Source organism: Pseudomonas sp. P2S-1, from assembly GCF_057197725.1.
Map to the genome: position 1 here is coordinate 5,205,269 of NZ_CM170068.1, position 14,295 is coordinate 5,219,563.

13 protein-coding genes and 1 pseudogene are annotated in these 14,295 nt (G+C 63.3%); 10 read left to right on the forward strand and 4 right to left on the reverse strand.

From position 1 onward, the window contains the following. The first annotated feature begins 94 nt into the window (after positions 1 to 94). The 4 genes from cobG to cobJ are packed head-to-tail and all read left to right on the forward strand — an operon-like array spanning position 95 to position 4,467. Positions 95 to 1,423: a precorrin-3B synthase gene (gene cobG / locus AC2CQI_RS23330; protein WP_484578013.1), complete on the forward strand. Its 1,329-nt coding sequence runs from the start codon at positions 95 to 97 to the stop codon at positions 1,421 to 1,423. Then, on the forward strand, positions 1,416 to 2,042 hold the full coding sequence (locus tag AC2CQI_RS23335; RefSeq protein WP_484578014.1) for a precorrin-8X methylmutase: 627 nt from the start codon (positions 1,416 to 1,418) through the stop codon (positions 2,040 to 2,042). Before cobG ends, AC2CQI_RS23335 begins: the two co-directional genes overlap by 8 nt. Next, a complete protein-coding gene (locus tag AC2CQI_RS23340) occupies positions 2,042 to 2,773 on the forward strand; it encodes a precorrin-2 C(20)-methyltransferase (RefSeq protein ID WP_075804695.1) in 732 nt (243 codons plus the stop codon). The genes AC2CQI_RS23335 and AC2CQI_RS23340 overlap by 1 nt, the downstream gene beginning before the upstream one ends. Further along, a complete protein-coding gene (gene cobJ, locus AC2CQI_RS23345) occupies positions 2,773 to 4,467 on the forward strand; it encodes a precorrin-3B C(17)-methyltransferase (RefSeq protein WP_484578015.1) in 1,695 nt (564 codons plus the stop codon). The genes AC2CQI_RS23340 and cobJ overlap by 1 nt, the downstream gene beginning before the upstream one ends. 114 nt (positions 4,468 to 4,581) lie before the next feature. On the opposite strand, the pseudogene AC2CQI_RS23350 reads toward cobJ, so the two are convergent. Beyond that, positions 4,582 to 5,013: pseudogene (locus AC2CQI_RS23350) on the reverse strand (isochorismatase family protein); the annotation flags it as partial. 354 nt (positions 5,014 to 5,367) lie between these two features. Here AC2CQI_RS23350 and AC2CQI_RS23355 point away from each other — a divergent pair. Together AC2CQI_RS23355 and AC2CQI_RS23360 are read left to right on the forward strand one after the other, a co-directional pair. Next, on the forward strand, positions 5,368 to 6,591 hold the full coding sequence (locus AC2CQI_RS23355) for a DUF2515 family protein (protein ID WP_484578016.1): 1,224 nt from the start codon (positions 5,368 to 5,370) through the stop codon (positions 6,589 to 6,591). After that, a complete protein-coding gene (locus tag AC2CQI_RS23360; protein ID WP_484578017.1) occupies positions 6,588 to 7,187 on the forward strand; it encodes a hypothetical protein in 600 nt (199 codons plus the stop codon). Before AC2CQI_RS23355 ends, AC2CQI_RS23360 begins: the two co-directional genes overlap by 4 nt. Before the next feature lie 68 nt (positions 7,188 to 7,255). On the opposite strand, the gene ycaC is transcribed toward AC2CQI_RS23360, so the two are convergent. Continuing rightward, entirely contained in the window at positions 7,256 to 7,882 is a 627-nt protein-coding gene (gene ycaC / locus AC2CQI_RS23365; protein ID WP_484578018.1) for an isochorismate family cysteine hydrolase YcaC, read from the reverse strand. Between the two features lie 276 nt (positions 7,883 to 8,158). Here ycaC and AC2CQI_RS23370 point away from each other — a divergent pair, with 276 nt between their 5' ends. The 4 genes from AC2CQI_RS23370 to AC2CQI_RS23385 all read left to right on the forward strand — a co-directional run bounded on the left by AC2CQI_RS23370 (position 8,159) and on the right by AC2CQI_RS23385 (position 10,881). After that, a complete protein-coding gene (locus AC2CQI_RS23370; protein ID WP_484578019.1) occupies positions 8,159 to 8,473 on the forward strand; it encodes a helix-turn-helix domain-containing protein in 315 nt (104 codons plus the stop codon). A 395-nt stretch (positions 8,474 to 8,868) separates the two neighbouring features. After that, positions 8,869 to 9,564 (forward strand): hypothetical protein, encoded by a 696-nt coding sequence (locus AC2CQI_RS23375; protein ID WP_075804691.1) that lies wholly within the window; start codon positions 8,869 to 8,871, stop codon positions 9,562 to 9,564. A gap of 43 nt (positions 9,565 to 9,607) precedes the next feature. Beyond that, positions 9,608 to 10,249 (forward strand): hypothetical protein, encoded by a 642-nt coding sequence (locus AC2CQI_RS23380; protein ID WP_075804690.1) that lies wholly within the window; start codon positions 9,608 to 9,610, stop codon positions 10,247 to 10,249. An 11-nt stretch (positions 10,250 to 10,260) separates the two neighbouring features. After that, positions 10,261 to 10,881 (forward strand): hypothetical protein, encoded by a 621-nt coding sequence (locus AC2CQI_RS23385; protein ID WP_484578020.1) that lies wholly within the window; start codon positions 10,261 to 10,263, stop codon positions 10,879 to 10,881. Here AC2CQI_RS23385 and AC2CQI_RS23390 read toward each other — a convergent pair whose 3' ends face one another. Beyond that, positions 10,882 to 11,478, reverse strand: coding sequence for a MarC family protein (locus AC2CQI_RS23390; RefSeq protein ID WP_075804688.1), 597 nt, complete (start codon positions 11,476 to 11,478; stop codon positions 10,882 to 10,884). A 39-nt stretch (positions 11,479 to 11,517) separates the two neighbouring features. Beyond that, the gene (locus AC2CQI_RS23395; protein ID WP_484578021.1) at positions 11,518 to 14,295 is read right to left on the reverse strand and encodes a hybrid sensor histidine kinase/response regulator; all 2,778 of its coding nucleotides are present in this window, start codon (positions 14,293 to 14,295) and stop codon (positions 11,518 to 11,520) included.

The following is a 14,295-nucleotide window of genomic DNA, read 5'->3' on the forward strand; positions in this document are numbered from 1 at the left end:
CCGACCGGCAGGCTTGGCCCGCCGCCGGGCAAAGCAGGCATAATACCGCGCCTTCCGGCACCCAGCCGCTTTTCCACGATTGACGGGTGATCCCTTGAGCCAGTCCTGCCCTGTTCCTGCCATTCGCCCCTCGGCCTGCCCGGGGTTGTGGCGCATCGTCCAGGCGCTGGACGGCGGGATCTCGCGGATCAAACTGGATGCCGGGCATCTCGAAGCCGACCAGGCCGAGGCCGTGGCGGCGGCGGCCGAGCGTTTCGCCGGCGGGGTGATCGAGGTGACCAACCGCAGCAACCTGCAGATTCGCGGCGTGGGCGAGGATCACCAGGGGCTGGTCGCGCAACTGCTCGCCGCCGGCCTCGGCCCGCGGGAAGCGGCCGGCGACGATGTGCGCAACCTGATGCTCAGCCCGGCCGCCGGCTTCGACCCGGCCATGCTCTTCGATACCCGGGCGCTGGGCGCGCGGATGCTCGACCTGCTGCAGACCACGCCACGCTTCCATGAACTGTCGGCCAAGTTCGCCGTGCAACTGGATGGCGGCGAGGCCCTGGCGATGCTGCGCCATCCTCATGACCTGTGGCTGTCGCCGCTGCGCCTGGACGACCAGCTGTGGCTGGCCTTCGGCCTGGCCGGCTGCCCCGGACATGACGCGCCGCTGGCCGCCGTTCCATTGAGCGACGGTCTGGCCCTGGTGCACGCGGTGCTCAAGCGCTTCCTCGACCTGGCCGATGCCGGGCAGTCGCGCATGCGCCAACTGCTGCAGAGCGTGGGCGTCGACGAATTCCTCGCCGGCCTGCCGCTGTCCTTGCGCCGTGACGCCGCCGTCACCGGCTGGCGCCGCCAGGGACGTGACCTCGCCCTGCACCTGGGTGTCTATCCCCAGCAGCAAGCGAGCCGTGTCGCCGTCGGTGCCATGGCGCCGCTCGGACGTTTGAGCGCCCGGCAACTGCGTGGCGTCGCGGCATTGGCCCGCGAGCTGGGCGACGGCAGCCTGCGCATGACCCCTTGGCAAAGCGTGCTGCTGCCCAATGTGGCGGCGGCCCAGGCAGAGCGGGTGCTGGCCGGTCTGGCCTGTCTTGGCCTGATCACCGACCCTGCCGCGCCCATGGCCGGCGTGGTCGCCTGCACCGGTTCCGCCGGCTGCGCCAAGGCCCTGGCCGATACCAAGGCGGACGCCGTGCAACTGGCCTCCAGCCTGCGCCAGCGCGGCCCGGTCGCCGGTATCCACCTGAGCGGCTGCAAGCGTTCCTGCGCCATGGCCCATACCGCGCCGAGCACCTTGCTGGCGGTCGGCCCCGGTCGCTACGACCTGTATTTTCACGACCCGGCCCAGCCGGGCCCCGGCAGCCTTGCCGGGCGCAACCTGACATTGGAAGAAGCGGGCGCCACCCTGGACGCCCGCCACGGAGCAACCCTCGATGATTGATTACATCCGCGACGGCCAGGAGATCTATCGCAACTCCTTCGCCATCATTCGCCAGGAGGCCCGCCTGGAGCGGATTCCGGCCGACCTGGAAAAGCTCGCGGTGCGGGTGATCCATGCCTGCGGCATGGTCGAGGTAGTGGACTCGCTGCGCTTTTCCGAAGGCGCCGGCAAGGCCGGTCGCGAAGCCCTGGCCCAGGGCGCGCCGATCCTCTGCGACGCGCGCATGGTCGCCGAAGGCATCACCCGCGCGCGCCTGCCGGCCAACAACCAAGTGATCTGCACCCTGCGCGACGAGAGCGTGCCGGACCTGGCGAAAGAGCTGGGCAATACCCGTTCCGCCGTGGCCCTGGAGCTGTGGCGGCCACATCTGGAAGGCAGCGTGGTAGTGATCGGCAATGCCCCGACCGCGCTGTTCTACCTGCTGGAAATGATCGATGCCGGCGCTCCGAAACCGGCGCTGATCCTCGGCTTCCCGGTGGGCTTCGTCGGCGCCGCCGAATCCAAGGCGATGCTCGCCGCCGACAGCCGTGGCGTACCGTTCGTGATCGTCGAAGGCCGCCTGGGCGGTAGCGCCATGGCGGCTGCCGCAGTCAACGCCCTCGCCACGGAGGTGGAATGATGCAGGCCCGCGGACGTTTGCTCGGCCTGGGTGTCGGCCCCGGCGATCCTGAACTGATCACCCTCAAGGCCCTGCGCCTGCTGCGCGAAGCGCCGGTGGTGGCGTACTTCGTCGCCAAGGGCAAGCGCGGCAACGCCTTCGGCATCATCGAGCAGTACCTGCAAAGCGAGCAGACCCTCCTGCCGCTGGTCTACCCGGTGACCACCGAGGCCCTGCCGGCACCGCTGTCCTACGAGCAGGTCATCAGCGATTTCTACGATGAAGCCAGCGTCACTGTGGCCGAACACCTGGATGCCGGCCGCGATGTGGCGGTGATCTGCGAAGGTGATCCGTTCTTCTACGGCTCCTACATGTACCTGCACGACCGCCTGGCCGAGCGCTACGACGCCCAGGTGATTCCGGGCGTGTGCTCGATGCTCGGTGGCGCCTCGGTGCTCGGTGCGCCGCTGGTGTATCGCAACCAGAGCCTGTCGGTGCTCTCCGGCGTGCTGCCCCATGACGAACTCAAGCGCCGCCTGGCCGATGCCGATGCGGCGGTGATCATGAAGCTCGGGCGCAACTTCCCCAAGGTCCGCGCGGTTCTGGCCGAGCTGGGCCTGGATGGCCGTGCGCTGTACGTCGAGCGGGCGACCATGGCCAATCAGAAGATCGTCGCGCTGGATGAAGTCGATCCGCAGTCGTCGCCGTACTTCTCGCTGATCATCGTTCCTGGCGAAAGGTGGCAAGGCTGATGACCCGACGCGCACCCGCCATTGTCGTGCTCGGCAAGGGCAGCCTGGATACCGCCCGGAAGATCCAGCGCTTCTACCCCGATGCCCTGATCCACGGCCTGGCCGGCCGGGTCGAGGACGTCGACCGCAGCTATCAGGAATTCGGCGCGACCCTGCGCCAGCTCTACCAGCAGGACACGCCGATCATTGCCCTGTGCGCCGCCGGCATCGTTATCCGCAGCCTCGCCAGTGTATTGCTGGAGAAGGGCGCGGAGCCGCCGGTGCTGGCCGTGGCCGAGGACGGCAGCGCCGTGGTGCCGCTGCTTGGCGGGCTGGGCGGGGTGAATGTGATGGCCCGGGAAATCGCGGCCGGGCTGGGTGTCGCGGCGGCGATCACCACCAGTGGCGAGCTGCGTTTCGGCACCTGCCTGCTCAATCCGCCGAGTGGTTATGCACTGGCGGACCTGGAGCTGGGCAAGCGTTTCGTTTCCGATCTGCTGGCCGGGGAAAGCGTGCGTATCGAAGGTGCCGCGCCCTGGCTGGACGAGGCCCGTTTGCCGCAGAGCGAAGCGGCGCAACTGACTATCCGCGTCGGCTGTGGCGAGCGCGAGGCGGTGGCCAATGAGTTGCTGATCCATCCGCGTTGCGTGCTGGTGGCGGTATCGGCGGTTGTGCCGGAACTGGCTGGATCGGTGCGTACTGCGCTGCATCAGGCGAAGATCGCCGAGGCTTCGCTGGCCTGCCTGCTGGCCAGTGAAGACGAGACGGCCGAGGCGTCGCTGCATGTCGCGGCTGCTGACCTGGGCGTGCCGCTGCGTTTCGCAGCCGCTGCTTCGGTCAGCGAACTGGCTGCCCATGCCCTGCCGCAATTGCTCGCTCCTCAGGTCGTGGGCGAGGGTCTGGCGATCGCCGTGGCGGCCGAGCCTATCGATCCGGAGCGGATCGGTCGTGCCCGTGGTCGGGTTGCGGTGATCGGCCTCGGTCCTGGCGCTGCCGAGCTGATGGCGCCGGCGGTCAAGGCCGAGCTGGCCCGGGCCAACGATGTGCTGGGCTATGAAACCTACGTGCGCATGGCCGGGCCGTTCCGTGAGGACCAGGTGCTGCACTGCACCGACAACCGCGAAGAACTGCTGCGTGCGCGGCATGCGTTCGAGCTGGCGGCGCAGGGGCGCTCGGTGATCGTGGTGTCGTCTGGCGACCCGGGTGTGTTTGCCATGGCAGCGGCGGTACTTGAGGCGCTGGAGGCGTCGGATGATCCGGCCTGGCACCGGGTCGAGCTGGAAATGCTGCCGGGTATCTCGGCCTCGCTGGCTACGGCGGCCCAGGCCGGGGCGCCGCTGGGGCATGACTTCTGCGTGATCTCGCTTTCGGACAACCTCAAGCCGTGGTCGATCATCGAGAAGCGTCTGGATCTTGCGGCCCAGGCGGACCTGGCGATGGCCTTCTACAACCCGATATCCCGCTCCCGTCCGTGGCAGTTGGGGCAGGCGCTGGACATCGTTCGTCGTCATCGCGACGCGGCCACGCCGGTGGTGCTCGGTCGCGATATCGCCCGGCCAGGGCAATCGCTGAAGGTGGTGACCTTGGGCGAGCTGGTGCCGGAGATGGTGGATATGCGCACGATGGTGTTGGTGGGGTCTTCGACTACCCGGACCTTTGCCCGGGCTGAGGGTGGGGAGTGGGTGTATACGCCGCGGTGGTATCCGCAGGATTGATGTCGCCTGCTCCGGCCTCATCGCCGGCAACGCCAGCTCCCACAGGGATCGCGTGCACCGCTGAACCTGTGGGAGCTGGCTTGCCAGCGATGAGGCCATCAGCAACAACATCCCTTACTTGGCAGTGAACGCCGAGTAGCTGTTCATCAGGTTGCGATAGTTGGGAATCCGCTGCGACAGCAGATTGCCCAGCCCTTCGATATCGTTGCGCCAGTCGCGGTGCAGCTCACAGGCTACCGAGAACCAGTTCATCATCTGCGCACCGGCCTGGGTCATGCGGTTCCACGCAGCCTGTTGCATAGTGGTATTGAAGGTCCCGGACGCATCGGTCACCACGAACACGTCGAAACCTTCAGCCAGCGCCGAGAGGGTCGGGAAGGCCACGCATACGTCCGTCACTACGCCTGCGATGATCAGTTGCTTGCGGCCAGTGGCCTTGATCGCCTTGACGAAGTCTTCGTTGTCCCAGGCGTTGATCTGGCCTGGACGCGGGATGTACGGGGCGTCCGGGAACATCTCTTTCAGCTCTGGAACCAGCGGACCGTTCTCGAAAAGCGATAAATCGGCTGAAAGCTGTATGACTGTCTTGTGCGAGCGGACAAGTCCGCCTGGCAACTCGCCATTATCTCCGAGCTTTGAATAGCTCTGTTGAGAATTTTATGAAACTTATGGAAATCAATTTATTGGTAGGAATTTTCCTAGGGGATTTAGTCCTGTTCTGCGCAAACAGATGAGCTGCCAAGGAAAATTAGTGTGATTTTGAAGTGCCTTCAGGTGAGGCGGAGTTGTGTCTTTTTGTAAGTTGATTCATGATGTTTTTGTATTTGAAAATTCCTTGAGCTTCTAGAGTGTTCGTCAATACAGTTCCTCCCCTTTATGCTAGTAAGGCGAGGAGTTGAAATGAAATTGTTCGAGGAACATGAGTTTGACAAGCTCGAACTGCACAGGCCGGATCGACCAATCTCAGAGTGCGACAGATGGCTAAGGTGCGATGAGCACGGCCGTTGGGAGCGTATCACCGATCTGCGAATACTTACATGCGAATGCTTATGGATTACCTTTCAGAGAGAGGCGGAGGAGATCATAGCTCCAGGTGGTGCGCTGATAACCGATCCGCGAGAGCGTAACCGTGCAATCAATGCGGCCTACGCCAAGTTGTGGTTATACGATAACCGTTTCCAGTGGGCAGGTCTTGCGGCCTTTGCATCCAAACAGGTGGGCTGTGGGTTACTGCATGCTTCCGATATCATCGAGAAAATGCAAGCCGAGGATGCTGCTGCGCAGCGTGTGCTCGACGGGGACAACCATAGTGGTCTGTCTGAGTTTGAACGCCTCACAGGGCAGAGTTTGTCTGACCTTCACGACTATCGGCAAGCGCGTGAAGACAATCCCTTTCCGTTGTTGAACGTCGCCCCTGACAGGAAAGCCTCGATTCGTCCGATGCAACGCTTGATGAACATGCACAATCTAGGCACTCACTGGGTTCAGTCGAAAGCGAACGGAACTATTCGAGAGCAGTTTCAATATGTAAACGAAATGCTCGCGTTCGGAAATACAGCTCTCTTCCTCGATGTTTTTCCGCTTCACGCGTTTTACGCAAAGCGCGGTTTGAAAGAGCTGAAGGAGTGTCTCTCGAAGCGATCAAATATTCACAAAAAAGACGGTAGGTTGGTCTACTGGCCGGTGATGGAAATAGATTTGCGATTTGGGCGGGATTTTAAAGAAATCATATTGGCGTTTGAATGTATCGAGTCGGGAGATGTCGCCCGAAGCGTAGAGTTTCTGGCTGAGCACGAGCAAGTTAATGTCCTGCAAAATATCATGTACAACGATCCTCGATTGGTGACCCTCTTGCAGGGCAACCAGCTCGCTTATGTGACTAATCTGCCGAGGGGCGTTGGGCAGCCAGTTGAATTAACCTTGGCCAGCCAGTGTCGTCGACTGGATGATGGTCGAACCATTGAGTTTGACCGCTCCTTTCTTGCCAACCTGGCGGATGTCGAACAGCGTATGCCATTCGTGCTTAGGGCTGCTAAACAGTTTGATGAATTGCTACGGGGTACGAGTCGTCCGGCTATCGAGAGGGCAATTATGGATATTGCAGAAGGGAATGGGGTTCAGTGATCACAAACATGCTGCGTGGAGGTCTGGGCTTGCTTGTATTAACGAGCATCCTTTCGTGGGCCATCCCCTACTTGGGGGCTGGATCGGATCCCGAAATCGCACTCAGACTCGGCGAGCCTTGGCTAGAAATGCAGCGCAGGTCCAGTGCCAAGATTGGGCCGGCATTGCCGGGGCGTGCGTGGTACCAGAAGCCGAGTTCCGATGCCAGTCTTCGTCTGGTGGACAGGCAGTATGAATTCACGACCCCGCCGGCCCGCTTTTTCACAGTGAGTTTTATGCCTGATGAGACGGTCCGAAGCGTGCGTTTGTCTCCTCAACTCGAACCATTGAAGCTGGAGGAAACGCTCAAGATCATTCTCGATTTGCAGATGCAGTGGAAGGAAGGTGGATGGCAGTTGGTAGATGGCGACACTCATCCTCCGTTTGCGGATACCCCTGAGTGGCGGGCATGGATGCGAGACCCAAGCAATGACAGTCGAGTGCGGTGGCGTGCAGGAGACAGGTATCAGGTTTCGCTATGGGCGGCGCGTACGAGAGATAGAGAACATTCTGCTGAGGAGCGCTACCTGATCACGATGGAACTCGCAGAGCCGTGATGTAATCCATCGCACGGTAGCAAACAAAGAAGCCCGCTCTGACCGAGCGGGCTTCTTTCATTCAGCAATCACTTGGCAGTAAACGCCGAATAGCTGTTCATCAAATTCCGATAGTTGGGAATCCGCTGCGACAGCAGGTTACCCAGCCCTTCAATGTCGTTGCGCCAGTCGCGGTGCAGCTCACAGGCCACCGAGAACCAGTTCATCATCTGCGCGCCGGCCTGGGTCATGCGGTTCCACGCAGCCTGCTGCACGGTGGTGTTGAAGGTCCCGGACGCATCGGTCACCACGAACACCTCGAAGCCTTCAGCCAGCGCCGACAGGGTCGGAAATGCTACGCACACGTCCGTCACCACACCGGCAATGATCAGCTGCTTGCGGCCAGTCGCCTTGATCGCCTTGACGAAGTCGTCGTTGTCCCAGGCGTTGATCTGGCCTGGACGCGCGATGTACGGCGCGTCAGGGAACATCTCTTTCAGCTCTGGCACCAGCGGGCCGTTCGGGCCTTGTTCGAAGCTGGTGGTCAGGATGGTCGGCAGTTCGAAGAATTTCGCCAGGTCGGCCAGCGCCAGCACGTTGTTCTTGAACTCGTTGGGCGAAAAGTCCTGTACCAGAGAGATAAGGCCGGTCTGGTGATCGACCAGGAGAACTACGGCGTCGTCTTTGTTCAGGCGGTTGTAGGTGGCGTTGGTCATGGTGAAGATCCTTTGGTTCGAGAAGTTTGTTTTGGGTGGTTGCCGCTAGATGTGTCCAGATTAGGGATTTCTCGAAAAAGGATAAATCGGCTGAAAACGGTATGACTGTCTCGTTCATGTGGACAATTTTAGGGGACTGGGCATCCGCACCTTGATACGAACATATGAGCAAGCCATGTGCCCGTAATATACGGGTTTCCCGTACTATCGAGCGAAGCGAAAAGTGATAGGAAACACCCAACATGAGCCCCGCAGAAATCGGCAAGGTGGTGTGATATGCGTGACATTGATATCGAAGCGGTTGCCAAAGCCATCGAGGAGGATGCTGGCGAAAGCATTCCAGACCTCCGTCAAGCCCTGCAAGAAGCCAACGCGGGAGCAGGCCGGATTACCACGCCTGAGCAAATCCTGGTGCGTCAGGCGCGGGAGCGTTCCGGACTGACTCAGGCGATGTTCGCCGAGCGCATAGCCACTCCGGTAGCGACGCTTCGCGACTGGGAGCAAGGGCGCCATGTCCCGCCAGGTGGAGTGCTTTGCTTGATGCGTCTCATCGTCAGGCACCCCCATCTTTCGCAAGAGCTGGCTCACTGACTCAGCGACCCGGCCTTTAGGTCATAGGTATCTACACATCTCTCGCTCAGAAACGGATGGCGGGTCAACGCAGAATCTGTAGGAGCGTGGCTTGCCCGCGAAGGGCCGCAAAGCGGCCCCAAAACCATCCAGCACGAGCTAGATGGAGAGCGCTTTTCTGGAATCAGCGCCTGCTCGACTGCTGTACTCCAGATGCTCGGCGTGGCAGGTTTTGGGGCCGCTTTGCGGCCCTTCGCGGGCAAGCCACGCTCCTACCTGAATTGCGTCAGCCTTCAGCCCTAGTTGTGTAGATACCCATGCCCTTAGGGGAAAGACTTCGTTCCTGACCCTCCGTCCATTGCCACGTACCTTGGCCTTCCCTCCACCTGGAGGGCACAGCCAAGAAGGACTTTGCAATGACCCAAGATACCCACGAACCCCTCGATCTGAGCTCCGCCGCCGTGGTGGAGAGCTCGCTGCTGGCCTTCGGCGCCGGCATGACCGCGCAGAACCGCCAGGACGTGAAGAACAGCTATCTGTTTGCTTCCCTGGTCGCGAACAAACGACACAACCAGCTCACCCTGAGCGAAGCCTGGTTCGACTATTTCCTCGAAGCCATGACCGACTGCGGCTGGGCCGTGGCCCGGCGTACCCATGAGAAAGCCAGCGATACCGCGCAATCCCTCAAGCTCGCCAACGTCGCGGTCAAGGCCGTGCAGGTGGCGGCTTCCAGCCTGCTGAGCGGCGGGCCGCTGGTCCAGGCCTTGGGTGCCTTCGCGGAGAAGGCCATCGAAGGCCTGAACAAGGACGAAGAAGCCCTGACCCTGTTCAAGCGCAGCCTGTATCGCCAGTCCAATGTCATGGTCGGCGTGGCCTCGTGCATCGAGACCAAGGACGGCGAGGTGGTCATGGCGCTGGGCGCGATCCAGCGCACCGTGCGCAAGGAAGACCTCGATACCGTGCTGTTCGACTGGGACAGCAACACCTCGGCGACCTACCGCAGCACCGCAGCGCTGTCGTTCAACACCCAGGTCTACGCCAAGGCGCGGGATCTGGTCGAGCAACGCCTGGGTGAGCGGGCGGTTTCGCGAATCATGGACTACGAAATCTGACCCCGGCCGGCTTGCCCCCGGCGATTTTCTGGAGTGAACGGACATGGATGTCGACGGCTATACGATGTGGATCACCGGGGGCAGCCTGGTTTTGGTCGCCCCGCAGGTCAGCGAGCGGGAGCGGCGCCACGCCCTGGATTCGCTGGGGCAGGCGCAGCTGCTCGCCGACGGCGTGATGAGCTCGCGTTTCGACCAGCACCGGCGCTGGTACCGCGCCTACCGCAATGCCTTCGGGCGGCGCGGCTGGCGGGTGACCCACAGCTGCCAGAGCGTGGAAAGCGCCGGAGGCCGGACCCTGCTGTCGCCGACCCAGCCACTGCTGTTGTGGCTGGGCAGCCAGCATGCCGAGTCGGGCGAAGCGCTGGAACTGGGCATCGATTCACTGCTGCTGAACCAGCCAGGGCTTGCGCAACTGTCGGGCAGCGCCCTGCAGCCGCGCGGCGATTTCACCCAACTGGTGCTGGAACTGGGCGTACTGCATCGCGACGGGCAACTGAGTCTGTGCAGCATCGCCCTGGAAACCCGCGCCACCCTCGGCGCTGACTGGCTGAAAGCGCCGCTGCCCGGCGCAACCCTGCGCGGCGACCTGTACTTCCAGAGCCTGCTGGCCGAGCCCGCGCCGGACCTGCGTGACAACGAGCGCGACGGCGTGGTCCGCATGCCGGCCAGCCATACCCTTCATTGAGGAAACCCAAGATGACAGAGCAACTTCGGGCGGCCGTGGTCGGCAACGCCCTGATGTCCTTTTTTCCGGAGGTCGACAAGGACATGCGCGAGCGCGTGCAGACCGCCATGCTGTTCGCCCAGCGCGCAACCCGCGAGGTGGTCGATAAAGGCCAGGTCAGCGACGGCTACGACTATTACCGCCAGCAACTGAAATTCCTCGGCTGGGACGCGACCTCACCGCGGGAACCCTTCGACCCCGACCTGGAACGGCGCTCGGTGCGCGAGGCCATGCTCAGGCGTATTGGCGCTGCCGCCGGCCCCGAGTATTCCGAAATTACCCGCTGGTCCATCGATGCCCTGGGACTGGTCCAGCCGGCGTTGTTCCGTTTCGAGCAGCGCTCGCTGGAGTCGACGTCGTTCCAGTTGCTGCCATGCCGGGTGACGCGCCCGGGGTACGTGGACATGGTCCTGTATCACGAGGTCCTCAACCGCGAGGAACTGGGCAACGGCTTTCTCTATCGCGAGCGCACCAGCCTGCGGGTGCGGGCCGAGCTGGTGCGTTTCAATGCCCGGCTGTTCGAGCAGCAGTTCGGCGACAAGGTCCGGCAGCGGCTGCTGAAGGCCCTGGAGGATGAACTCTACGAACTGTGATCAGGACAGCAGGTAACCCTTGATCCCGGTGAAGATGATCTGCGCCGCCAGGGCACAGACGAACAGGCCCATCAGCCGGCTGACGATCTGCAGGCCCTGGTCGCCGAGGATCCTTTCGATGCGGTTGGAGAGATACAGCACCAGGCCGACGGTGGCGCTGGCCAGGGCGATACTGACGATCGCCAGCAGCTTGTCGTCCCAGTGCGGTTGGCCGACCCCCATCACCAGCAGGGCACCGATGGTCCCGGGGCCGACGGTGAGGGGGATGGTCAGGGGGACGATGGTCACGTCCTGCTGCACGTTGTCGGTTTGTACCGCCGACTTGCCCTGGGCCATGCCCAGCGCCGAGATGAACAGCACGCTGCCGGCGCCGATGCGGAAGGCGTCCGCGGTGATGCCGAACACACCGAAGATCACCCGGCCGAACAGGTACAGCAGGACGCTGGCGATCAATACGCCCATCGCCACCTTCCAGGCCAGGTGCTTGCGCTCCTTGCTGGAATAGCCGCGGGTCAGGCTGATAAAGCAGGACAGCACGAAGAACGGGCTGTAGAGCACGAGCATCTTCAGGTAAACGCTGAACAACTCATGGAGCATGGTCGGGGCTCGCGAAAGGGCAGGGGCCGGGCAAGTGTATCAGTGTGACAGCGGCGCATCCGCCGGCGGGCGCGACTGTTCGCGACGGGCCACCCAGTATTCGATCTGCTCGCGCAGTTGCGAGAGTTCAACCGGCTTGGACATGTGCCCGTCCATCCCGGCCTGGCGTGCGCGTTCCTTGTGCTCGGCGAGGATATGCGCGGTCAGCGCCACCACCGGCGTGTGCGGGCGCCCGGTGGCCGCTTCCCAGGCGCGCAGTTGCTGGGTCGCGGAGAAACCGTCGAGCACCGGCATCTCGCAGTCCATCAGCACCAGGTCGTAGCGCTGGGCCTTCATCGCCTTCAGCGCTTCCTCGCCGTTGCTGGCGGTGTCCGGCTCGATGCTGAGCTTGCCGAGCATGCCGCGGATGACCTTGGTGGAGATGCTGTTGTCCTCGGCGACGAGAATGCGGAAGTCTGCCGGCAGTTCGATTGGCACCGGCTTTGGCGGTGGCGCCAGGCTCGGCGGCGGGGCCTTGCTGCGCTGGGCCAGCTCCTCGGCCAGGGTGGTCTTGAGGGTATAGCCGGCCACCGGCTTGGCGAGGATGCGCTTGACCCCGGCATTGCGCGCGATGATCTTGCTCGGCGCGTTGCTGATGCCGGTGAGCATCACCAGCAGGATGTCGTGGTTGAGGCTCGGGTCTTCCTTGATCTTCGCCGCCAGTTGCATGCCGGTCATGCCGGGCATGTTCTGGTCGAGCAGGACCGCGTCGAAGTAGTCGCGCAGGTGCGCCTTGGTGCGCAGCAGGGCCAACGCTTCCTTGCCCGACGGCACGGCGCTGACGTTCATGCCCCAGGCCCCGCATTGCTGGACCAGGACCTTGCGGCAGGTGTCGTTGTCGTCCACCACCAGCACCCGCGCGCCGCGCAGCGAGGCGTCGAGGTCGGTGGCCGGCTGCTCCAGGCGCTGGGCGTCGAGGGGCAGGGTCAGCCACAGGGTGTTGCCCTGGTTGTGGCTGGTCTTGATGCCGAATTCGCCGTGCATCAGGTTGACCAGTTGCTTGGCGATCACCAGGCCGAGGTGCCCGCCGAGCTTGTTGCTGGAGAGGAAGTGCTTGCTGTGCAGTTCGGCCTGCAGCAGGGCCTCGCGCTCCGGGGCCTGCATGGCTTCGCCGTTGTCCTGCACGGCGATGCGCAGGCGCGGTTGGTCGCCGCGCTGGTCGAGGGCCACCACCAGCAGGATTTCGCCGTGGTCGGTCTTCTTCAGGGCATTGTCGAGCAGGCTGAGCATGGCCTGGCGCAGGCGCGTCGGGTCGCCGCTGATGACCCGCGGCACCTGGGGCTGGGTAAAGCTGATCAGCTCGATGTTCTGCTGTTCGGCCTTGGCCCGGAAGATCCCCAGGCAGTCCTCGATCAGCGCATTGAGGTCGAACTGCACATCGTCCAGCTCGATCTGCCCGGACTCCAGCTTGGAGATGTCGAGGATCTCGTTGATCAGGGTCAGCAGCTCGTTGCCGGCGCTGTGGATGGTCTGCACGTAGTCGCGCTGCTTGACCGACAACGGCGTGCCGAGGAGCAGCTCGGTCATGCCCAGCACACCGTTCATCGGGGTGCGGATCTCGTGGCTGATCTTCGCCAGGAACTCGGCCTTGGCGTTGATCTCGGCGTTGCTCGCCGCCTGTTCGCGGCTGGCGCTGACCCGCTCGTCGTTGATGCTGCGCAGGCGCTCGCTGACCGAGAGGTTGAGCAGCAGGCCGGTCAGCACGGTAAGGCCGATGAGGATGAACAGCAGCGATTGGGTGGGCGTGCGGGTCAGGCCGAGCAGGGCCGGCAGTACCACCAGGCAGCCGAGGTTGAAGATCAGCATGGCCAGGGCGAACAGCCGTGCCGGGGCGAACCCCTTGTACCAGTGCCACGCCGCGATGATCAGCATGCTCAGGCTGCCGAGGGCAACCAGGGCGTAGGTCATCAGGTTCAGCGGCAAGGTGTCGACGAACAACAGCAACAGCCCGCAGAACACCACCAGCAGCATCTGCCCGTGGAGCAGGCGGTTGACCGGCGAAGGCCCGAGCGGGGCGAAGAAACGCTGGGTGAAGGCCAGGCCGCAGAGAATGGCCAGCATCACCGTGAGATAGGCGGCCGGGGTCTGCGCGCTGTGCCAGAGATTCCACGGACCACTGAGGTTGAGCAGGATCAGCGCACTGAGCATCATCAATACGTGGTAGCCGGCCAGCCACAGGCTGCTGGACGAGCGCGAATAGGCGAAGCGGGTCAGGTTGTGCAGGACCAGCATGCCCAGGCAGCCGATCAGCAGGCCGAACAGCAGCGGGCGGCGCTGGTCGGCGGCGGCGTCCACCGCTGGCAGCAGGCTGATGCCCGGGCGCAACTGGTGTTCGGAGACCAGGCGCAGATAGACGTCCAGTGCCACCGGGCTGGCCGGGAGGGAAAGCAGGTGGTCGCTGCTGCCCAGGGTCAGCAGGCCACTCTCGCTGCGCCGGCCGGCATGGCTTTGCTGCAGCAGGGTGTTGCCGTCCAGGACGTAGAGGTCCAGACGGGAAAGATCGGGGGCGAAGACGCGGATCACCTGTTCCTGCTGACGGGGAGGCAGGCGCAGGTGCAGCCAGAGCGCCTGGTTGGGCGCGGCGGCGTTGAGCTGGGAAAGTTCTGTGGGGGCGAACTGGTTGCGGTAGCGTTCGGAGCGGATATCACCGAGTTGCAGGTTGCCCTGGGTATCGAGCAGAACGGCCCAGCCGCTGCCGGAATCGGCAAGCGCCGGAGGCAGGCAGAGCAGGGTCAGCAAGCTGACGATGATTCCAATGGCAGTCCTGAGCCAACGCAC

Excerpts from the sequence above, each read along its gene's own strand:
- AC2CQI_RS23370 (WP_484578019.1), top strand. The coding sequence starts at position 8,159 with ATGCGTGACATTGATATCGAAGCGGTTGCCAAAGCCATCGAGGAGGAT.
- AC2CQI_RS23390 (WP_075804688.1), bottom strand. The coding sequence starts at position 11,478 with ATGCTCCATGAGTTGTTCAGCGTTTACCTGAAGATGCTCGTGCTCTAC.
- AC2CQI_RS23375 (WP_075804691.1), top strand. The coding sequence starts at position 8,869 with ATGACCCAAGATACCCACGAACCCCTCGATCTGAGCTCCGCCGCCGTG.
- cobJ (WP_484578015.1), top strand. The coding sequence starts at position 2,773 with ATGACCCGACGCGCACCCGCCATTGTCGTGCTCGGCAAGGGCAGCCTG.
- ycaC (WP_484578018.1), bottom strand. The coding sequence starts at position 7,882 with ATGACCAACGCCACCTACAACCGCCTGAACAAAGACGACGCCGTAGTT.
- AC2CQI_RS23355 (WP_484578016.1), top strand. The coding sequence starts at position 5,368 with ATGAAATTGTTCGAGGAACATGAGTTTGACAAGCTCGAACTGCACAGG.
- AC2CQI_RS23340 (WP_075804695.1), top strand. The coding sequence starts at position 2,042 with ATGCAGGCCCGCGGACGTTTGCTCGGCCTGGGTGTCGGCCCCGGCGAT.
- AC2CQI_RS23380 (WP_075804690.1), top strand. The coding sequence starts at position 9,608 with ATGGATGTCGACGGCTATACGATGTGGATCACCGGGGGCAGCCTGGTT.
- AC2CQI_RS23335 (WP_484578014.1), top strand. The coding sequence starts at position 1,416 with ATGATTGATTACATCCGCGACGGCCAGGAGATCTATCGCAACTCCTTC.
- AC2CQI_RS23385 (WP_484578020.1), top strand. The coding sequence starts at position 10,261 with ATGACAGAGCAACTTCGGGCGGCCGTGGTCGGCAACGCCCTGATGTCC.